The sequence below is a fragment of the Reyranella sp. genome, from assembly GCF_030651995.1.
Taxonomy (GTDB): domain Bacteria; phylum Pseudomonadota; class Alphaproteobacteria; order Reyranellales; family Reyranellaceae; genus Reyranella.
The window spans coordinates 103,317-118,298 of record NZ_JAUSBN010000024.1 but is presented as its reverse complement, the minus strand read 5'-3'; the positions used below and the strand labels follow the sequence as shown (position 1 = coordinate 118,298).

The 14,982-nt window shown below is 67.6% G+C and carries 11 protein-coding genes; 7 read left to right on the top strand and 4 right to left on the bottom strand.

The window, feature by feature from the left end; genetic code table 11:
- Positions 1–204: 204 nt before the first annotated feature.
- A complete protein-coding gene (locus tag Q7V45_RS06595) occupies positions 205–807 on the bottom strand; it encodes an aminodeoxychorismate/anthranilate synthase component II (protein WP_304848905.1) in 603 nt (200 codons plus the stop codon).
- A gap of 144 nt (positions 808–951) precedes the next feature.
- Positions 952–2,634 carry an AMP-binding protein gene (locus tag Q7V45_RS06590; protein ID WP_304848914.1) on the bottom strand — a complete coding sequence of 561 codons (1,683 nt, stop codon included), beginning with the start codon at positions 2,632–2,634 and terminating at the stop codon, positions 952–954.
- A gap of 88 nt (positions 2,635–2,722) precedes the next feature.
- Between Q7V45_RS06590 and Q7V45_RS06585 the strand changes: the two genes are divergently transcribed.
- The 4 genes from Q7V45_RS06585 to Q7V45_RS06570 all read left to right on the top strand — a co-directional run bounded on the left by Q7V45_RS06585 (position 2,723) and on the right by Q7V45_RS06570 (position 9,121).
- Entirely contained in the window at positions 2,723–3,607 is an 885-nt protein-coding gene (locus Q7V45_RS06585) for an EamA family transporter (RefSeq protein WP_304848903.1), read from the top strand.
- A gap of 31 nt (positions 3,608–3,638) precedes the next feature.
- Positions 3,639–6,293 (top strand): bifunctional acetate--CoA ligase family protein/GNAT family N-acetyltransferase, encoded by a 2,655-nt coding sequence (locus Q7V45_RS06580; protein ID WP_304848900.1) that lies wholly within the window; start codon positions 3,639–3,641, stop codon positions 6,291–6,293.
- Between the two features lie 198 nt (positions 6,294–6,491).
- Positions 6,492–7,472: a divergent polysaccharide deacetylase family protein gene (locus tag Q7V45_RS06575; protein ID WP_304848897.1), complete on the top strand. Its 981-nt coding sequence runs from the start codon at positions 6,492–6,494 to the stop codon at positions 7,470–7,472.
- A 53-nt stretch (positions 7,473–7,525) separates the two neighbouring features.
- The gene (locus tag Q7V45_RS06570; RefSeq protein ID WP_304848912.1) at positions 7,526–9,121 is read left to right on the top strand and encodes a gamma-glutamyltransferase family protein; all 1,596 of its coding nucleotides are present in this window, start codon (positions 7,526–7,528) and stop codon (positions 9,119–9,121) included.
- Here the strand turns inward: Q7V45_RS06570 and Q7V45_RS06565 are convergent, their stop codons facing one another.
- Complete coding sequence (locus Q7V45_RS06565) at positions 9,122–10,702, bottom strand: amidase family protein (RefSeq protein ID WP_304848894.1); 1,581 nt, start codon at positions 10,700–10,702, stop codon at positions 9,122–9,124.
- A gap of 187 nt (positions 10,703–10,889) precedes the next feature.
- On the opposite strand from Q7V45_RS06565, the gene Q7V45_RS06560 reads away from it, so the two are divergent.
- From Q7V45_RS06560 to Q7V45_RS06550, 3 genes are read left to right on the top strand one after another with little or no spacing between them, the layout of a single operon-like run.
- Entirely contained in the window at positions 10,890–11,861 is a 972-nt protein-coding gene (locus tag Q7V45_RS06560) for a tripartite tricarboxylate transporter substrate binding protein (protein WP_304848891.1), read from the top strand.
- Between the two features lie 10 nt (positions 11,862–11,871).
- Positions 11,872–12,840 (top strand): tripartite tricarboxylate transporter substrate binding protein, encoded by a 969-nt coding sequence (locus Q7V45_RS06555; protein ID WP_304848888.1) that lies wholly within the window; start codon positions 11,872–11,874, stop codon positions 12,838–12,840.
- Between the two features lie 38 nt (positions 12,841–12,878).
- Complete coding sequence (locus tag Q7V45_RS06550; RefSeq protein ID WP_304848885.1) at positions 12,879–13,553, top strand: glutathione S-transferase family protein; 675 nt, start codon at positions 12,879–12,881, stop codon at positions 13,551–13,553.
- A gap of 13 nt (positions 13,554–13,566) precedes the next feature.
- Here Q7V45_RS06550 and Q7V45_RS06545 read toward each other — a convergent pair whose 3' ends face one another.
- The gene (locus tag Q7V45_RS06545) at positions 13,567–14,895 is read right to left on the bottom strand and encodes an FAD-binding oxidoreductase (RefSeq protein ID WP_304848882.1); all 1,329 of its coding nucleotides are present in this window, start codon (positions 14,893–14,895) and stop codon (positions 13,567–13,569) included.
- Positions 14,896–14,982: the final 87 nt, after the last annotated feature.

Here is a 14,982-nt window from a genome sequence, read left to right as displayed (position 1 = left end):
CGCGACTTGGCGGATCGAATGGCCGGCCTGGTGTAGCTCGGCAACCTTGCCGCGCTCTTCAAGACTGAGCTGGTCGTATTGTTCGCCCATTGCAACACCCTAAGCTGGTGTTGCACTTCGTTTGTGAATTCAGGGGGACCCTTGCGGGCACCGAGGAAAGGTCCCTCGCTTCGCTCGGGATGACAATGTGTTTGTTGCGGGCGCCTACGCCGCCTTCTTGTTCTGCTGGCTCGGATGATCGCCGGCAATCTTGAGGAAGTTCTCGAGGATCTTGTGGCCGTGCTCCGAGGCAATGCTCTCGGGGTGGAACTGCACGCCGTGGATCGGCAGGGTCCTGTGGCGCAGGCCCATGATGATGTCGCCGGTCTCGGCAGTAACCTCGAGATCCTTGGGGAAGTCCTTCCGGTCGACGATCAGCGAGTGGTAGCGCGTCGCCTGGAAGGGTGAGGGAACGTCCTCGAACACGCTCTGGTTCCTGTGGGCGACGCCGGACAGTTTGCCGTGCATTGGCTCGGGCGCGCGCACGACATGACCGCCGAATACCTGGCCGATCGCCTGGTGGCCGAGGCAGACGCCGAACAGCGGCACCTGCTCCTTCGCCGCGGCGCGGATCAGGTCCATGCAGATGCCGGCCTCGTTGGGCGTGCAGGGGCCCGGCGAGAGCACGATCCCGGCCGGCTTGAGCGCCAGCGCCTCTTCGACCGTGATCTGGTCGTTGCGATGGACGACACAGCGCGCGCCGAGATCGCCCAGGAAGTGGACGAGGTTGTAGGTGAAGCTGTCGTAGTTATCGATCAGGAGAAGCATGGGGGGATATTAGCCGTGCCGGCGGCGTTCTCATAGGCCTCTAAAGGTCCCTCGCTTCGCCGGGATGACAGCGTTTTCTTCATCGGCGCACCACGTGACGCTCACCAAAATTGTCATCCCGAGCGTAGCGAGGGACCTTTCGCCTCACTTCGTCAGCTCCGGGAAATCTTCCTCCCGGAATTCGCCTGCGCCGCGCTGGTTTTCGGCCGCCCGCTTTTCCTCGTCGCGGCGGAGTTCGACCCGGCGGATCTTGCCGGAGATGGTCTTGGGCAGCTCGGCGAATTCGAGACGTCGGATGCGCTTGAAGGGGGCGAGGCGGCCGCGCAGGTGCTGGAAGATCGAGAGCGCGGTGGCGCGGTCGGGTTTGCCGCTGGCGGTCAGGGTTATGTAGGCCTTCGGGACGGCCAGGCGCATCGCGTCGGGGGCGGGCACCACGGCGGCTTCGGCCACGGCCGGGTGCTCGATCAGCACGCTTTCGAGTTCGAACGGGCTGATCCGGTAGTCCGACGCCTTGAACACGTCGTCGGCGCGGCCGACGTAGGTGAGGTAACCCTCAGCGTCGCGCGAGGCGACGTCGCCGGTGCGATAGACGTCGCCGGTGAGCGGCGCGATCGAGCCGTCATCCTGCTGGTAGCCCTGCATCAGCGCCGCCGGCCGGCGCGTGAGGTCGATGCAGATCTCGCCTTCCTCGGCATCCTTGTCGTCGGCATCGAGCAGCCTGATCGTGTAGCCGGGCAGGGGGCGGCCCATCGAGCCGGGCTTGATTGGCTGGCCGGGCGGATTGCCGACCTGGGTCGTGGTCTCGGTCTGGCCGTAGAAATCGCGGATGGTAAGCCCCCAGGCCTTCTCGACCTGCTCAATCACCTCGGGGTTGAGCGGCTCGCCGGCGGCCAGCACCTCGCGCAGCGACGTCCTGCAGGACTTGAGATCTTCCTGGATCAGCATGCGCCACACGGTCGGCGGCGCGCAGAGCGTGGTCACCTGGTTGGCGACGACCGCGTCCAGCAGATAGCGCGCGTTGAAGCGCGGCTGGTTGGCGATGAAGATCGTGGCGCCCGCGATCCACGGCGCGAAGAAGCAGCTCCACGCATGCTTGGCCCAGCCCGGCGAGGAGATGTTGAGATGCACGTCACCGGGGCGCAGCCCCAGAACGAAGATCGTGGTGAGATGCCCGACCGGGTAGCTGCGATGGGAATGCAGGACGAGCTTGGGCTTCGCCGTCGTGCCCGACGTGAAATAGAGCAGCATCGGATCGTCGGCATTGGTCGGACCGTCCGGCGTGAATTCGGCCGGGTGATCGAGCAGACCCGCATAGGCGTACCAGCCGGCGGGCGCGTCGCCGACCGCGATGCGCGTCAGGCTCTTGTCGAACCCGTCGAACTTTGCGGCCTCGCCGGCGGCGGCCACGACATGGCGGGCACGGCCGCGCTCGAAGCGATCGGCGAGATCGACCGGCGTCAGCAACGTCGTTGCGGGAATGACGACGGCGCCCAGCTTCATCGCCGCCAGCATCACTTCCCAGAGCGGCGCCACGTTGCCCAGCATCAGCAGCATGCGGTCGCCGCGCTTTACGCCCAGCGCCCGCAACCCGTTGGCGACGCGGTTGGAACGTTGCGACAGCTCGGCGAAGGTCAGACTCGCCGCGCCGTCGCCGACGATCTTCAGCGCCGGCTGGTTGGCCAGCGGTCCGTGCGCCAGCTCTGCATCGAACCAGTCGAGTGCCCAGTTGAACCGCTCCATTTCGGGCCAGCGGAAATCGCGATAGGCCGTCGCGTAGTCGCCGCGATGGGCCAGCAGGAGTTCACGCGCCGCCTTGTACGCCTCGATCGTCATCGCATGCCTCGTCTTCGTTTCCGCCCTTTCTCGATCTTGGGCACGGGCGTAGGTAGAGGGCAACAAGAAGAAAGTAGCCCCCTTGGTCGTCGAGCCCCTGATCGTCGCGCTGCTGCTGGCAGCAGCGCTGATGCATGCCACCTGGAACGCCATCCTGAAGGCGGATCAGTCGGACCGGCTGGCAACCTTCGGCCTGATCATGACGACCGGCACGGTCATGGGGCTCTGCATCGTGCCCTTCGTGCCGATGATCGAACCTGGCGCCTGGAAGTTCCTCATCCTCTCGGTCGCGATCCACGTTGCCTACTATTTCTTCCTGCTAAAAGCCTATTCCTACGGCGACCTGAGCCACACCTATCCGATCGCGCGCGGTCTGGGACCGCTTCTGGTGGCGCTGGTGTCGGGCAGGGTGATCGGGGAGCATCTCAGGACACAGGACATCGTCGGCGTGTTCCTGCTGAGTTTCGGCCTGGTGGCCCTGGCCCTGCCGCTGAAGAACATCGTGCCGAAACCGGGCAGCCGCCACGGGCTCGCGACCCTGTTCGCCGTGCTGACCGGGATCACCATCGCGGGCTACATCATTTCCGACGGCATGGGCGTGCGCGCCGCCGGCGAGACGCTGGAGCATCGCATCTCCTACATCGCCTGGCTCGCCGTGCTCGAGGGGCCCTGGCTTCTGGTACTGGCCTTCTGGAAGCGACCGGCGACCGTCTGGTCGCATATGAAGAAGACCTGGTATCGCGGCGTCGGCGGAGGCGTGATCGCCAATGTCGGCTACGGCATCGCGATCTACGCGCTGGCGCTGGGTCCGATGGCGCATATCGCGGCCCTGCGCGAGACATCGGTGCTGTTCGGAGCGCTGATCGGCACGCTCATCCTGGGCGAGCCGTTCGGGGGCCGCCGTGTGGCTGCTGCGTTCGTGATCGTTTCAGGGCTTGTGCTGATGAACGGTCCGGCGCTCTTCTAGGGGCATGTCGACCCGCAATCTCGAAAGACTCATGTCCCCGCGCTCGGTCGTCATGATCGGCGCCACAGAACGCCCCGGCTCGGTGGGGGCGGCGGTCACGCGCAACGTCCTCGCCGGCGGCTTCCAGGGCGATATCCACCTCGTCAACCGCAAGGGCGGTACGATTGCGGGCCGCACGGCCTTCCGCAGGGTGTCGGACTTGCCCGAGCCGGCGGATCTTGCGGTGATCATGACTCCGGCCGCGACCATCCCCGGCCTGATCGTGGCGCTGGGCGAGGCGGGCACGCGCGCCGCCGTGGTGATCAGCGCCGGCCCCGGCAACGGTCCGGATGCCGCGTCGGTCAATGCGCTCTGGCGGCAGAGGCTGCTGCGCGCGGCCCAGCCTTACCTGCTGCGCATCATCGGACCGAACTGCATCGGCTACGCCGCCCCCGGGCTCGGGCTCAACGCGAGCTTCGGCCCGACACGGTTCAAGGCCGGACGCATCGCCGCGGTCGCCCAGTCGGGCGCCGTGCTGGCCGGCCTCGCCGACTGGGGCGTGGCGCAGGGGATCGGCTTCTCGCACCTGATCTCGATGGGCGACATGGCCGATGTCGATTTCGGCGACGTGCTCGACATGCTGGCGCGCGATTCCGATACGCGTGCGGTGCTGATGTATGTCGAGGGCATCACGCAGGCGCGCAAGTTCATGTCGGCGGCGCGCGGCGTGGCGCGTATCAAGCCGGTGATCGTGCTGAAGGGCGGCCGCCACGCCGCGGCCGCCCAGGCGACGGCCTCGCACACAGGCTCCATGGCGGGATCGGCGGCGGTCTACGACGCCGCCTTCGCGCGCGCGGGCCTCGTGCGCGTGCTGGGCCTCGGCGAACTGTTCGATGCGGCGGAGACACTGGGCCACAGCATTGCCCCACGCACCGAGCGGCTGGCGATCCTGACCAACGGCGGGGGCGTCGGAATCATCGCCACCGACCTGCTGATCGACGAAGGCGGCGAACTCGCCACGCTGCCGCCGGCCACCATCGCGCGGCTCGACAAGCAGATGTCGATGAGATGGTCGCGCGCCAACCCGGTCGACATCGTGGGAGATGCCGACGGGCCACGCTATGCCGCTGCCCTCGACGGGCTGGCCGACGATCGCGGCGTCGGCGCCGTGCTGGTCATGAACGTGCCCACCTCGCTCACCTCGTCGGTCGAGGCGGCCCGCGCCATCACCGGTGCCGCCGGCCGCAAGGTCGTGCCGGTGATCGGCTGCTGGATCGGCGGGCGCGAGGCCCAGGCCGGTCGCGACGTGCTGCACGACGCGGGGATTCCCGCCTACGACACGCCGCTGCGCGCCGTCCGCGGCTTCATGCACATCGTCGCGTATCGCCGCGGCCAGCGTGCCCTGCAGCGCACGCCGCCCTCTGTGCCGGAGATGCGTTCCGATACGGCGCTCGTGCGCTCGATCGTGCAGGGGGCGCTGGCCGAGAAGCGCAAGGTGCTCACAGAGCCGGAAGCCAAGCGGGTGCTGGCGGCCTACGGTATCCCCGTGGTGCCTACCGAGATCGCGCGCGACGCCGCCGAGGCCGCCGCCATCGCGGTGCGAATCGGCTTTCCCGTCGCGGTGAAGCTGCTGTCGCGCGACATCACCCACAAGAGCGATGTCGGCGGTGTTTCGCTCGACCTGGTGTCAGAGCAGGCGGTGCTCGACGCCGTCCGCGAGATGACCGGCAAGGTCCTGGTGCTGGCCAACAAGGCCAGGATCGACGGCTTCGTGGTGCAGCCCATGGTCCGCCGCCCGCATGCCGTGGAGCTGATCCTGGGCGCCGCCGAGGATCCCGTGTTCGGTCCGATCCTGCTGGTCGGCCATGGCGGCGTGGCCGCCGAGGTGATCGACGACAAGGCGCTGGCTTTGCCGCCGCTCGATCCGGTGCTGGCGGAGGATGCGCTGAGCCGCACCCGCGTCGATCGCCTGCTGCGCGGCTATCGCGACCGCGCTCCTGCCGATCGGGAGGCGGTCGGCGCGGCCATGGTGCGGCTCTCACAACTCATCGCCGATGTCGGGGAGATCGCCGAGCTCGACATCAATCCTCTGCTGGCCGACGCCGACGGCGTGATCGCGCTCGATGCGCGTATCGTGGTGAACCATCAGAAGAAGGGGCAGGAGCGGGCGGCCCGCTTCGCCATCCGGCCCTATCCGGTGGAACTCGAGGCCGACATCGAGCATGGCGGGGAGAAGCTGCGCATCCGTCCGATCCGCCCCGACGACGAACCCATGCTGCAGGCCTTCACACGCCGGCTGACGCCCGAGGATGTGCGCATGCGCTTCTTCGGGCCGATGCGGGAACTCAGCCACGAACTCGCGGCCCGGCTGACGCAGATCGACTACGACCGCGAGATGGCGTTCGTGCTGCTCGACGGGAAGGAGATGGTCGGTGTCGGACGACTCGTCGCCGATCCGGATTTCCAGCAGGCCGAGTTCGCGCTCACCGTTGCGTCCGATCGCCAGGGCCGCGGCTATGGCGAGCTGCTGCTGCGACACGTGCTGCACTATGGCAAGTCGCGCGGCATCAAGCGCGTGGTCGGCCATGTGCTGCGCGAGAACAGCAGGATGCTCGACCTCGCCAAGCAGGTTGGCTTCCGCCGCGAGAGCGGCCGCTCGGGCGAGCCAGACATCCGGGTGGTGAAGTCGCTCGCGAGCCTTAACTGAGGCAAAATAGTGGCTCGCGCCAAGAGGTTAGGGCATAACTCTCAGATGGCGTCGAGGAAGAACAGAAGCGGGAAGACGAACAGAAGGAGTCCGAAACGGCCGCCCGGCTTCACGGATCGCCTTCGCGCCCGTTTTGGCGGACTTTCCGCGTGGGTCGCAGCGCACCGCTGGTCCTCGATCGTCATCGCCGTGGTCCTGATGTTCGTCGGCAGTGTGTTTGGCGGTTACTGGATCGCCGAGCGACTGGACCTGCGCGGCAGCGAGAACGTGGCGCGCGATACGCTGGAAGACATGAAGCGCAGCGCCGCGGCGACCGGTCCGGTCGTTGCACCAAGATACTCGCGTATCGAGGACCTGCCGGACTTCCCGAAATACACCGAGGCCGACCCCGGCAAGCCGATGCCGAACCTCGAGGAAAAGCCGCCGGTGAAGAAGGTCGCCGCCGCGTTTCCGGCAGAACAGACCTGGCGTCGCAACGCGGTGCCGTTCCGTGACCTGAGGACCAAGCCACTGGTCGCGATCGTGATCGACGATGTGGGATTGGACCGCGCACGCTCGAGACGCGCCTGGGAGCTGCCGGGGCCGATGACCATGTCGTTCCTGCCCTATGCCAAGGACCTGGCCGAGCAGGCACGCGCCGCGCGGGCGCGCGGGCATGAGCTGATGCTGCACATGCCGATGGAACCCAACGGGCGCAACGATCCCGGGCCGGGCGCGCTGATGGTGTCGATGTCCGACGCCGAGCTGCGCCAGAAGCTCTTGGTCGCGCTGGAGAGTTTCGGCGGCTATGTCGGCATCAACAATCACATGGGCAGCCGCTTCACCGCCAATCGTCCCGACATGGAGCTGGTGATGCGCCAGCTCAAGCCGCGCGGCCTGATGTTCCTCGACTCGCGCACCAGCCCGCAGTCGGTCGGCGATCAGACGGCGCAGGAGATCGGCGTGCCATCGATCGTGCGCCACGTCTTCCTCGACGACGAGGACACGGTCGAGGCGGTGCGCCGCAAGCTCGCCGAGACCGAGGCGGTGGCGCGCCGGCAGGGCTTTGTCGTGGCGATTGGCCATCCGCACGAGTCGACGCTGCAGGCGCTGGCGGAGTGGCTGCCGACGGTGCAGGGCAAGGGCCTCGCGCTCGCGCCCTCGACCGCGATATTGCGCAAGCGCAACGGTTGGGATTGAGTCGTACCAACGAATGAGTTGGAGGAAGCGACGTGCGGTACAAGAATCAGGCGATGATCGTGGCCCCGCAGCCCGAGCCGACGGAGGCCGGCGCCGACGTGCTGCGCGAGGGCGGCAACGCCGTCGATGCGGGCATTGCCTGCGCGCTGGTGCAGGGGGTGGTCGATCCGCAGATGTGCGGCATCGCAGGCTTCGGCTCCTGCGGCATCTACATGCCGGGCAAGAACTTCCACGGCTATATCGACGCCCATGCGCCGGCGCCGCTTGCCGCGCGGCCCGACATGTGGGCCAACCTGATCGAGAGCGAGGCGAGGGATGGCTACGGCTTCATCCTGAAGGGACGGGTGAACGACATCGGCTACAAGTCGATCTGCGCGCCGGCCAATCTCAAGATGTACTACGACGCGCACAAAGAGCATGGCAGCCTGCCCTGGTCGCGCATCGTCGAGCCGGCCATCCATTGGGCCGAGAACGGCTGGACCGTGCGGCCGCACGTCCACTTCTGGTGGGCCGATGACGGCGCCTTCGGCCGCGCGCCCAACTTCGAGCGCACAGGTTTCACCCCGGCCGCGCGCGAACTCTACTGTCGCCCCGACGGCACCCCGAAGCGGGTGGGCGACCGGGTGATCAACCGCGACTACGGCCAGACCCTGCGCGCCATCGCCAAGGGCGGGGCCGACGTCTTCTATTCAGGCGAAATCGCTCACGCGATCGCCGAGGACATGAAGAAGAACGACGCGCTGCTGTCGATCGAGGATCTCAAGGCCTGGAGGACCGTCCGCAACGAGCCGCTGTGGGGCGACTATCGCGGCTACAAGGTCTCGACCAACCAGCCGCCGGGCGGCGGCGTGATGCTGATCGAGATGCTGAACATCCTCGAGAACTTCGACATTGGTGCGCTGGAGCACGGCTCGTCCGAGCATCTGCGCATCGTGGCCGAAGCGATGAAGCGGGCGACGATCGACAAGGATGCCAAGGTCGGCGACCCGAAGTTCGTCACCGTGCCGGTCGGCGAGCTGACCTCCAAGGCCTATGCCAGGGCGATGGCGGCCGAGATCGCGCGCGGCGAGAAGGCCAGCGTGACGCGCTTCAACTCGGGCGCGGTTTCGAAGGACACGACGCACATCTCCGTCCTCGACAAGGACGGCAACTGTTTCACCATGACCCATTCGCTGGGTATGCCTTCGGGCGTGATCACGCCGGGCCTGGGCTTCATGTACAATGGCTGCATGGGTGTGTTCGACCCGCGCCCCGGTCGCGCCGGCTCGATCGCGCCCGGCAAGGCGCGCTTCAGCTCGGTCGTGCCGTCCATCGTCTTCAAGGACGGCAAGCCGCACCTGATCATCGGCGCGCCCGGCGCCACGCAGATCGCCATGGGCGTGCTGCACGTGGTCCTGAACGCACTCGACTTCGGCATGACCATGGTCGAGGCGGTGAGCGCGCCGCGCTTCTCGGCGACCTCGGACGCGATCGACATCTCCAACCGCATCCAGGGCCGGGTCGAGCGCGAACTGCAGGCGCAGGGTTATCCGGTCGTCCGCAGCCCCTACGGCTTCGGCTTCGCCGCCGTCCATGGCATCCGCATCCACGAGGACGGTCTGGATGGCGGCGCCGATCCCGGCCATGACGGTGTGGTGATCGCGGTTTAGCTACAGAGCGGGCAGGTCCGGCGGCGGGCGACGGGCCTTGGTCGCCTGCTCGAAAGCATAGGCGAACCGCAGAAGCGTGGCCTCGCTCCAGGCCCGGCCGGCGAAGGTGAGGCCGAGCGGATAGTCGGGCGTTTCAGTGGCGCCGACGCCCGAGATGAAGCCGGCCGGAACCTGAACGCTGGGATAGCCCGGCTTGGCGGCGATGGCCGACCCGCTGGCTCCGGGAAACACCACGGCATCGAGCCGGTGGCGGCTCATGTAGGTGTCGATGCCGCGCTCGGCCGCCGCCAGGTCCATGGCACGCGCGGACTTGTATTCCAGTTCCGAGAGATCGCCCCGGGTGGTCTCCGCGGCCAGGAACAGGTCCTGCCCGTAGCGCAGCGCCTTCCCGGCATTCGCCGTGTTGAACTCGATGATGTCGGCCATCGTTTTCATCTGCGTACCGGTCGCCCAGTCGCGCAGGTAGAGGTTGAGGTCGCGCTTCAGCTCGTAGAGGAAGACGAGAGACGCGCTGCCGGCCGTACCCTTGAGCGGGCTGAATGGATTGCGGTTGAGCACCGCCATGGTGGTGCCCGGTCCGCCGATCCAGCCGTTCGCCGGAAGGGCCGCGCGCACGACCGTAGCGCCGAGGTCCTCCAGCACCGTGATCGCCTGTGCCATGACCTGCTTCCCGCGCGGCGTGAGCGGCCCGCAGAAAGGGTCGTTCAATGGATCGCCCGGATCGCTGGGCACACCGATGCGCGCTCCCTTCAGGCCGTCCTTGTCGAGCCCGGCGGTATAGTCCTCCGGCCGCTGCAGGAGGTGCGTCGCCGGATCGTCCGGGTCGCGCGCGGCCAGCACGTTCAGCAGGATTGCCGAGTCGCGCACGGTGCGGGTGAGGGGGCCGGCGGTGTCCTGGCTGTGCGAGATCGGGATGATGCCGCTGCGGCTGATCAGGCCGACCGTCGGTTTGACGGTAACGAGGCCGTTCTGGGTGGCGGGGCTGAGCAGCGAGCCCGAGGTCTCGGTGCCGATCGCCGCCGCGCACAGGCCGGCCGCGACGGCCACGGCCGAGCCGGCGCTCGAGCCGCCGGGCAGCACGACCGGCGCGTGGTGGTCCATGAGCTTGGGCGAGTAGGGGTTCCGGACATAGCCGGCGATCGAGCTATAGCCCGAGGGCATGCCGATCGCGAGGACGTTGGCGAACTCGGTGAGATTGGCTTTGCCCAGGATCACCGCGCCGGCGTCCCGCAGTTTGCTGACCACCGGCGCATCGTCCCGGGCATGGGCGCCGTCGAGCGCCAGCGAGCCGGCGGTCGTGGGCTGCCGGTCACCGGTCGCGATATTGTCCTTCAGCAGGATCGGCAGGCCGGCGAGCGGGCGATCGGCCGAGGGCTTCTCCATGTCGAGGCTGGCGGCGATGGCAAGCGCATCAGGATTGGTCACCCGCACGGAGTTCAGGCCCGGCCCGTGACGGTCATAGGCTTCGATACGGGCGAGGTAGGCTCGGGTCAGTTCGGTCGACGTGACACGCCCCTGCGCCAGGGCTTCCTGCAGCTCCGACAGCGAGGCATCGTCGACCGGTACGTGGGGGTTCGTCACGCCTATCACCCATGATTGCGCCGCCAAGATGGGCGGCGTGTGCATCTTTACAGGATGCAAACAACCGCCGTCCGCTGGTAGTTTGCGATCATCGACGCCTGCGGGGGCGAGGTTCGCCACGCGACCTGCGTACATTGCATGCGACCTGTAGCGCCCTAAACTCCCGTGAAAAGCGGAGGAAACAAGAATGGGCATCGGGCGGCGCCGCGTCGTGGCGGCCGGCATGGCATTCGCGGCATCGACGGCCGGGGCGAGAGCCCAGGGATCGTATCCGGACCGGCCGATCCGGCTGGTCATCGGCTTCCCGCCGGGCGGGCCGACCGACATCGCAGGGCGGCTGCTGGCGCAGCGGCTGAGCGAAATCCTCGGCCAGCAGGTGGTGGTCGACAACAAGCCGGGCGTCGCGGGCAACATCGCGTCGCAGATCGTGGCCGATGCCAAGCCCGACGGATACACGCTGCTGGTCGGCACATCGATCATGGGCATCGTGCCGGCCCTCTACGACAAGCTGCCCTACGACCCGGTCAAGGGCCTGGAAGCGGTGGCCCACTTCACGACGGTCCCCATGATCGTCGTGGCGCCGGCCGGCGGGATCGGCTCGATCGAGGAACTCGTTGCAGCCTTGCGCAAGGAGCCCGGCAAGCTCTCCTATCCGTCGCCGGGCAATGGCAGCCTGATCCACATGGGCAGCCTCCTGCTGGCCCAGCGCGCCGGGGGAGATGCACTGCACGTGCCCTACAAGGGCTCGGCACCTGCCATGCAGGACACGCTGGCGGGACGCCACGCCTTCCAGATCGACACGCTGGGCAGCAGCAAGGGGTTCGTCGATGCCGGACGGCTCAAGATCCTGGCCGTCTGCGACACCAAGCGGGCGGCCTCGATGCCCGACGTGCCGACGGTCCAGGAAAAGACCGGCATCGCGATCGAGGTCGTCACCTGGAACCTGATCTTCGCCCCGGCCGGCACGCCCCGGCCGATCGTCGACCGGCTGAACGCCGCGATAAACCAGGCCGTCCGGACTCCCGAGATGATGGAGAAGGCAAAAGCCGTGGGCATCGGCCTCGTCGAATCGACGCCGGCCTCGTCGAAGAAATTCTACGAGGGTCAGATGGCGATGTGGGCGCCGATCGTGAAGGCGTCGGGCGCGAAGGTCGAATAAGGGGGAAACGATGAAATTCACACGACGGGGCGCGCTCGCAGCGCTCGCAGCGACGCTCCTGGGAACACCTGCGGCCGCGCAGACTTATCCCGACAAGCCGATCCGCATGGTTATCGCTTTCGCGGCCGGCGGACCGACCGACGTGGTCGGACGCCTGCTGGCGCCGCGGTTGTCCGAGATTCTTGGGCAGCAGGTCGTGGTCGAGAACAAGCCCGGCGCCACCGGCAATATCGGCACGGCCATGGTCGCCGACGCCAAACCCGACGGTTACACGATCCTGTTCAGCGCCTCGACCATGGCGATGGCGCCGGCGCTCTACGGCAAGTCGCTGGGCTACGACCCGGTGAACGGGCTGGCCGCCATCGCCTATGTCGCCAGCGTGCCGCTGATCCTGCTGGCGCCGATGGACGGCGCGAAGTCGACGCCGGAACTGGTGAGCATGCTGCGCAAGGATCCTGGCAAGTATTCCTACGCCTCTTCGGGCAATGGCGGGATGATCCATCTCGCCAGCTATCTGTTCGCCACCCGAGCCGGCGGCGATGCCCTGCATGTTCCCTATCGCGGCTCTGCCCCCGGCATGGTCGACATGATCGCCGGCCGGCACGGCTTCCAGATCGACACGCTGCAATCGAGCAAGGGCTTCATCGACGGCGGCAAGGTGCGCGTGCTCGGCGTCGCCTCCGACAAGCGGCTGAAGCAGCTTCCCGACGTGCCGACGATCAAGGAGGCGACGGGCTTCGATTACGCCATCAACACCTGGTACGCGGCCTATGCGCCGGCAAAGACGCCGCGGCCGATCATCGACAGGCTGAACGCCGCCTTCAACCAGGCCCTCAAGCAGCCCGACATGGTGAAGAAGGCCGACGAACTCGCCATCGAGCTGGTCCAGTCGACGCCCGAGCAGGCCAAGAAATTCTACGACGACCAGATGGCCTTCTGGGATCCCATCATCAAGCAATCGGGCGCCAAGGCGGAGTGACGATCCGTGGTAGAGAGCGACGAGTAACGGAGAATGTGATGATCAAATTCTATTACAACATGGCGCCGAACCCGATGAAGGTGGCGCTCTGCCTCGAAGAGATGGGCCTGCCGTACGAGCTGGTGCCGGTGGATACGCGCAAGGGCGAGCAGCATTCGCCGGAATACCTGGCGATCAACCCGAATGCCAAGGTCCCGGCCATCGTCGACGGCGGCGAGACGGTGTTCGACAGCAACGCGATCCTGCTCTACCTCGCGGAGAAGACGGGCAAGTTCACGCCTCCCAAGCGGGGCGAAATGCTGTCCTGGATGATGTTCGTGGCCTCGGGCATCGGCCCTTACTCCGGCCAGGCGGTTCACTTCCGCAATTTCGCGCCGGAGCCCAAGGAATATGCCGTCAACCGCTACACGTTCGAGGCACAGCGCCACTGGGGCATCCTCGAGGCGCGGCTCGGCAAGCACCCATACATGTGCGGCGACACCTACAGCATCGTCGACATGGCGGTATGGGGCTGGTCGCGCCTGATCCCCTTCGTGCTGGGGCCCGAGGCGCCCAAGCAGTTCCCCAACGTCCAGCGTCACTTGGCCGAGATCAACGCGCGGCCGGCGGCGGTGCGGGCGCTCGGCCTGAAGGACAAGCACGCTTTCAAGGCCGAGATGGACGATGCGGCGAAGCTCGCGATGTTCCCGCACCTGGGCAAGAAGGTCGCCTGAGCCGCGAGGTCGGCTACATCATCCCCGGAGCGCCGAGGTCGGTACCGTCGATCATGCGGCTGTAGCGGAACGGCGCGGGATCGACGATCGGCGGGTCGCCGGCGATGAGGTCGGCGGCCAGCCGGCCCGCGCCGGGACCGATGCCGAAGCCGTGGCCGGTATAGCCGGTCGAGAGGAAGAGGCCGGGCAGGGGATCGACGGCGGAGATGACCGGGATGCCGTCGGGCGTCGAGTCGATCAGGCCGCCCCAGGCATGCGCCACCTTCAGCCCCTTGAGCGCCGGATAATGGTCGCCGAGGCGCGTCAGGCCGCGCTCGACCAGCACCGGATCGGCGGCGGGATCGAGCGTGCGCTGGCGCTCGAAGGGCGATTCGAGGTCGAACGACCAGTTGGCGAAGGACTCCGGCCCTTCGAGGAAGGAGCGGCCGATGCCGAAGGTGAGACCGGCACGGCGCTTCCTGAAGGTCGGCCAGAACTGCCGCGCGTAGAGCAACCCCTGCGGCGACAGTTCGACGAGGCCGCGGCCGCCCAGCCCCACCGTGTAGCCGCCATCGAGGCGGCGGCGGATCGTGACGTCGGGCATCGACAGACCGCCGCCGGTCACCTCGGGCGCCGCCACCGTGGCGAAGGACGTCGAGCGCACGCTGGCCTGGGCCAGCCGCAGATCGTGGCGGCGGCAGAAGAGAGAGCTCCAGGCGCCGCCGGCCAGAAGCACGGTCCGGGTGCGCACGATCCCATGCTCGGTGATGACGCCCGCGACCTTGCCGCCTTCGATGTCGAGGCCGCGGGCGGCGCAGTTCTGGTGGAGCGTGGCGCCGAGCTTCCGGGCCCCCTCGGCGAGGGCTGGGCCGGCGAGGGATGGCTCGGCGCGCCCGTCGGTCGGCGAATGCACGCCGCCGATCCACTGGCCGGTGCTGCCGGGCGTGAGTTCCGTGGCCTCGGCGGGGCTCAGCACCCGGCTGTGCATCTGGTACTCGCGGGCCTTAAGGGTCCATTCCTCCCACTGCGCGAAATCGTCCGGCCGGTCGGTGACATAGGTGAGGCCGGTGCGGCGAAAGCCAGTCTCGGCGCCCAGCTCACGGGAAAGCTCGCCCCAGAACTCCAGGCTCTTCATGGCGAGCGGCAGTTCGCGCAGGTCGCGATGCTGCTGGCGGCACCAGCCCCAGTTCCGGCTGCTCTGCTCGCCGCCGATCACACCCTTGTCGAGCAGCGCAACCCGGTGGCCCCGTTTCGCCAGCCAATAGGCGGCGGTGCTGCCGGCGATGCCGGCGCCGATCACCACGATCTCGGCGGCGGGGGGGAGTTTCTCGTCGCTGACGACGGGCTGGACGGGTGGGGACATTGGCTACCTGCGGGCTGTACGCGTTGCGGAACAGTGTATCGCACGCTTTACGCGCCGGAACCCGGCGCGGTACCTTCCGGACCCTAA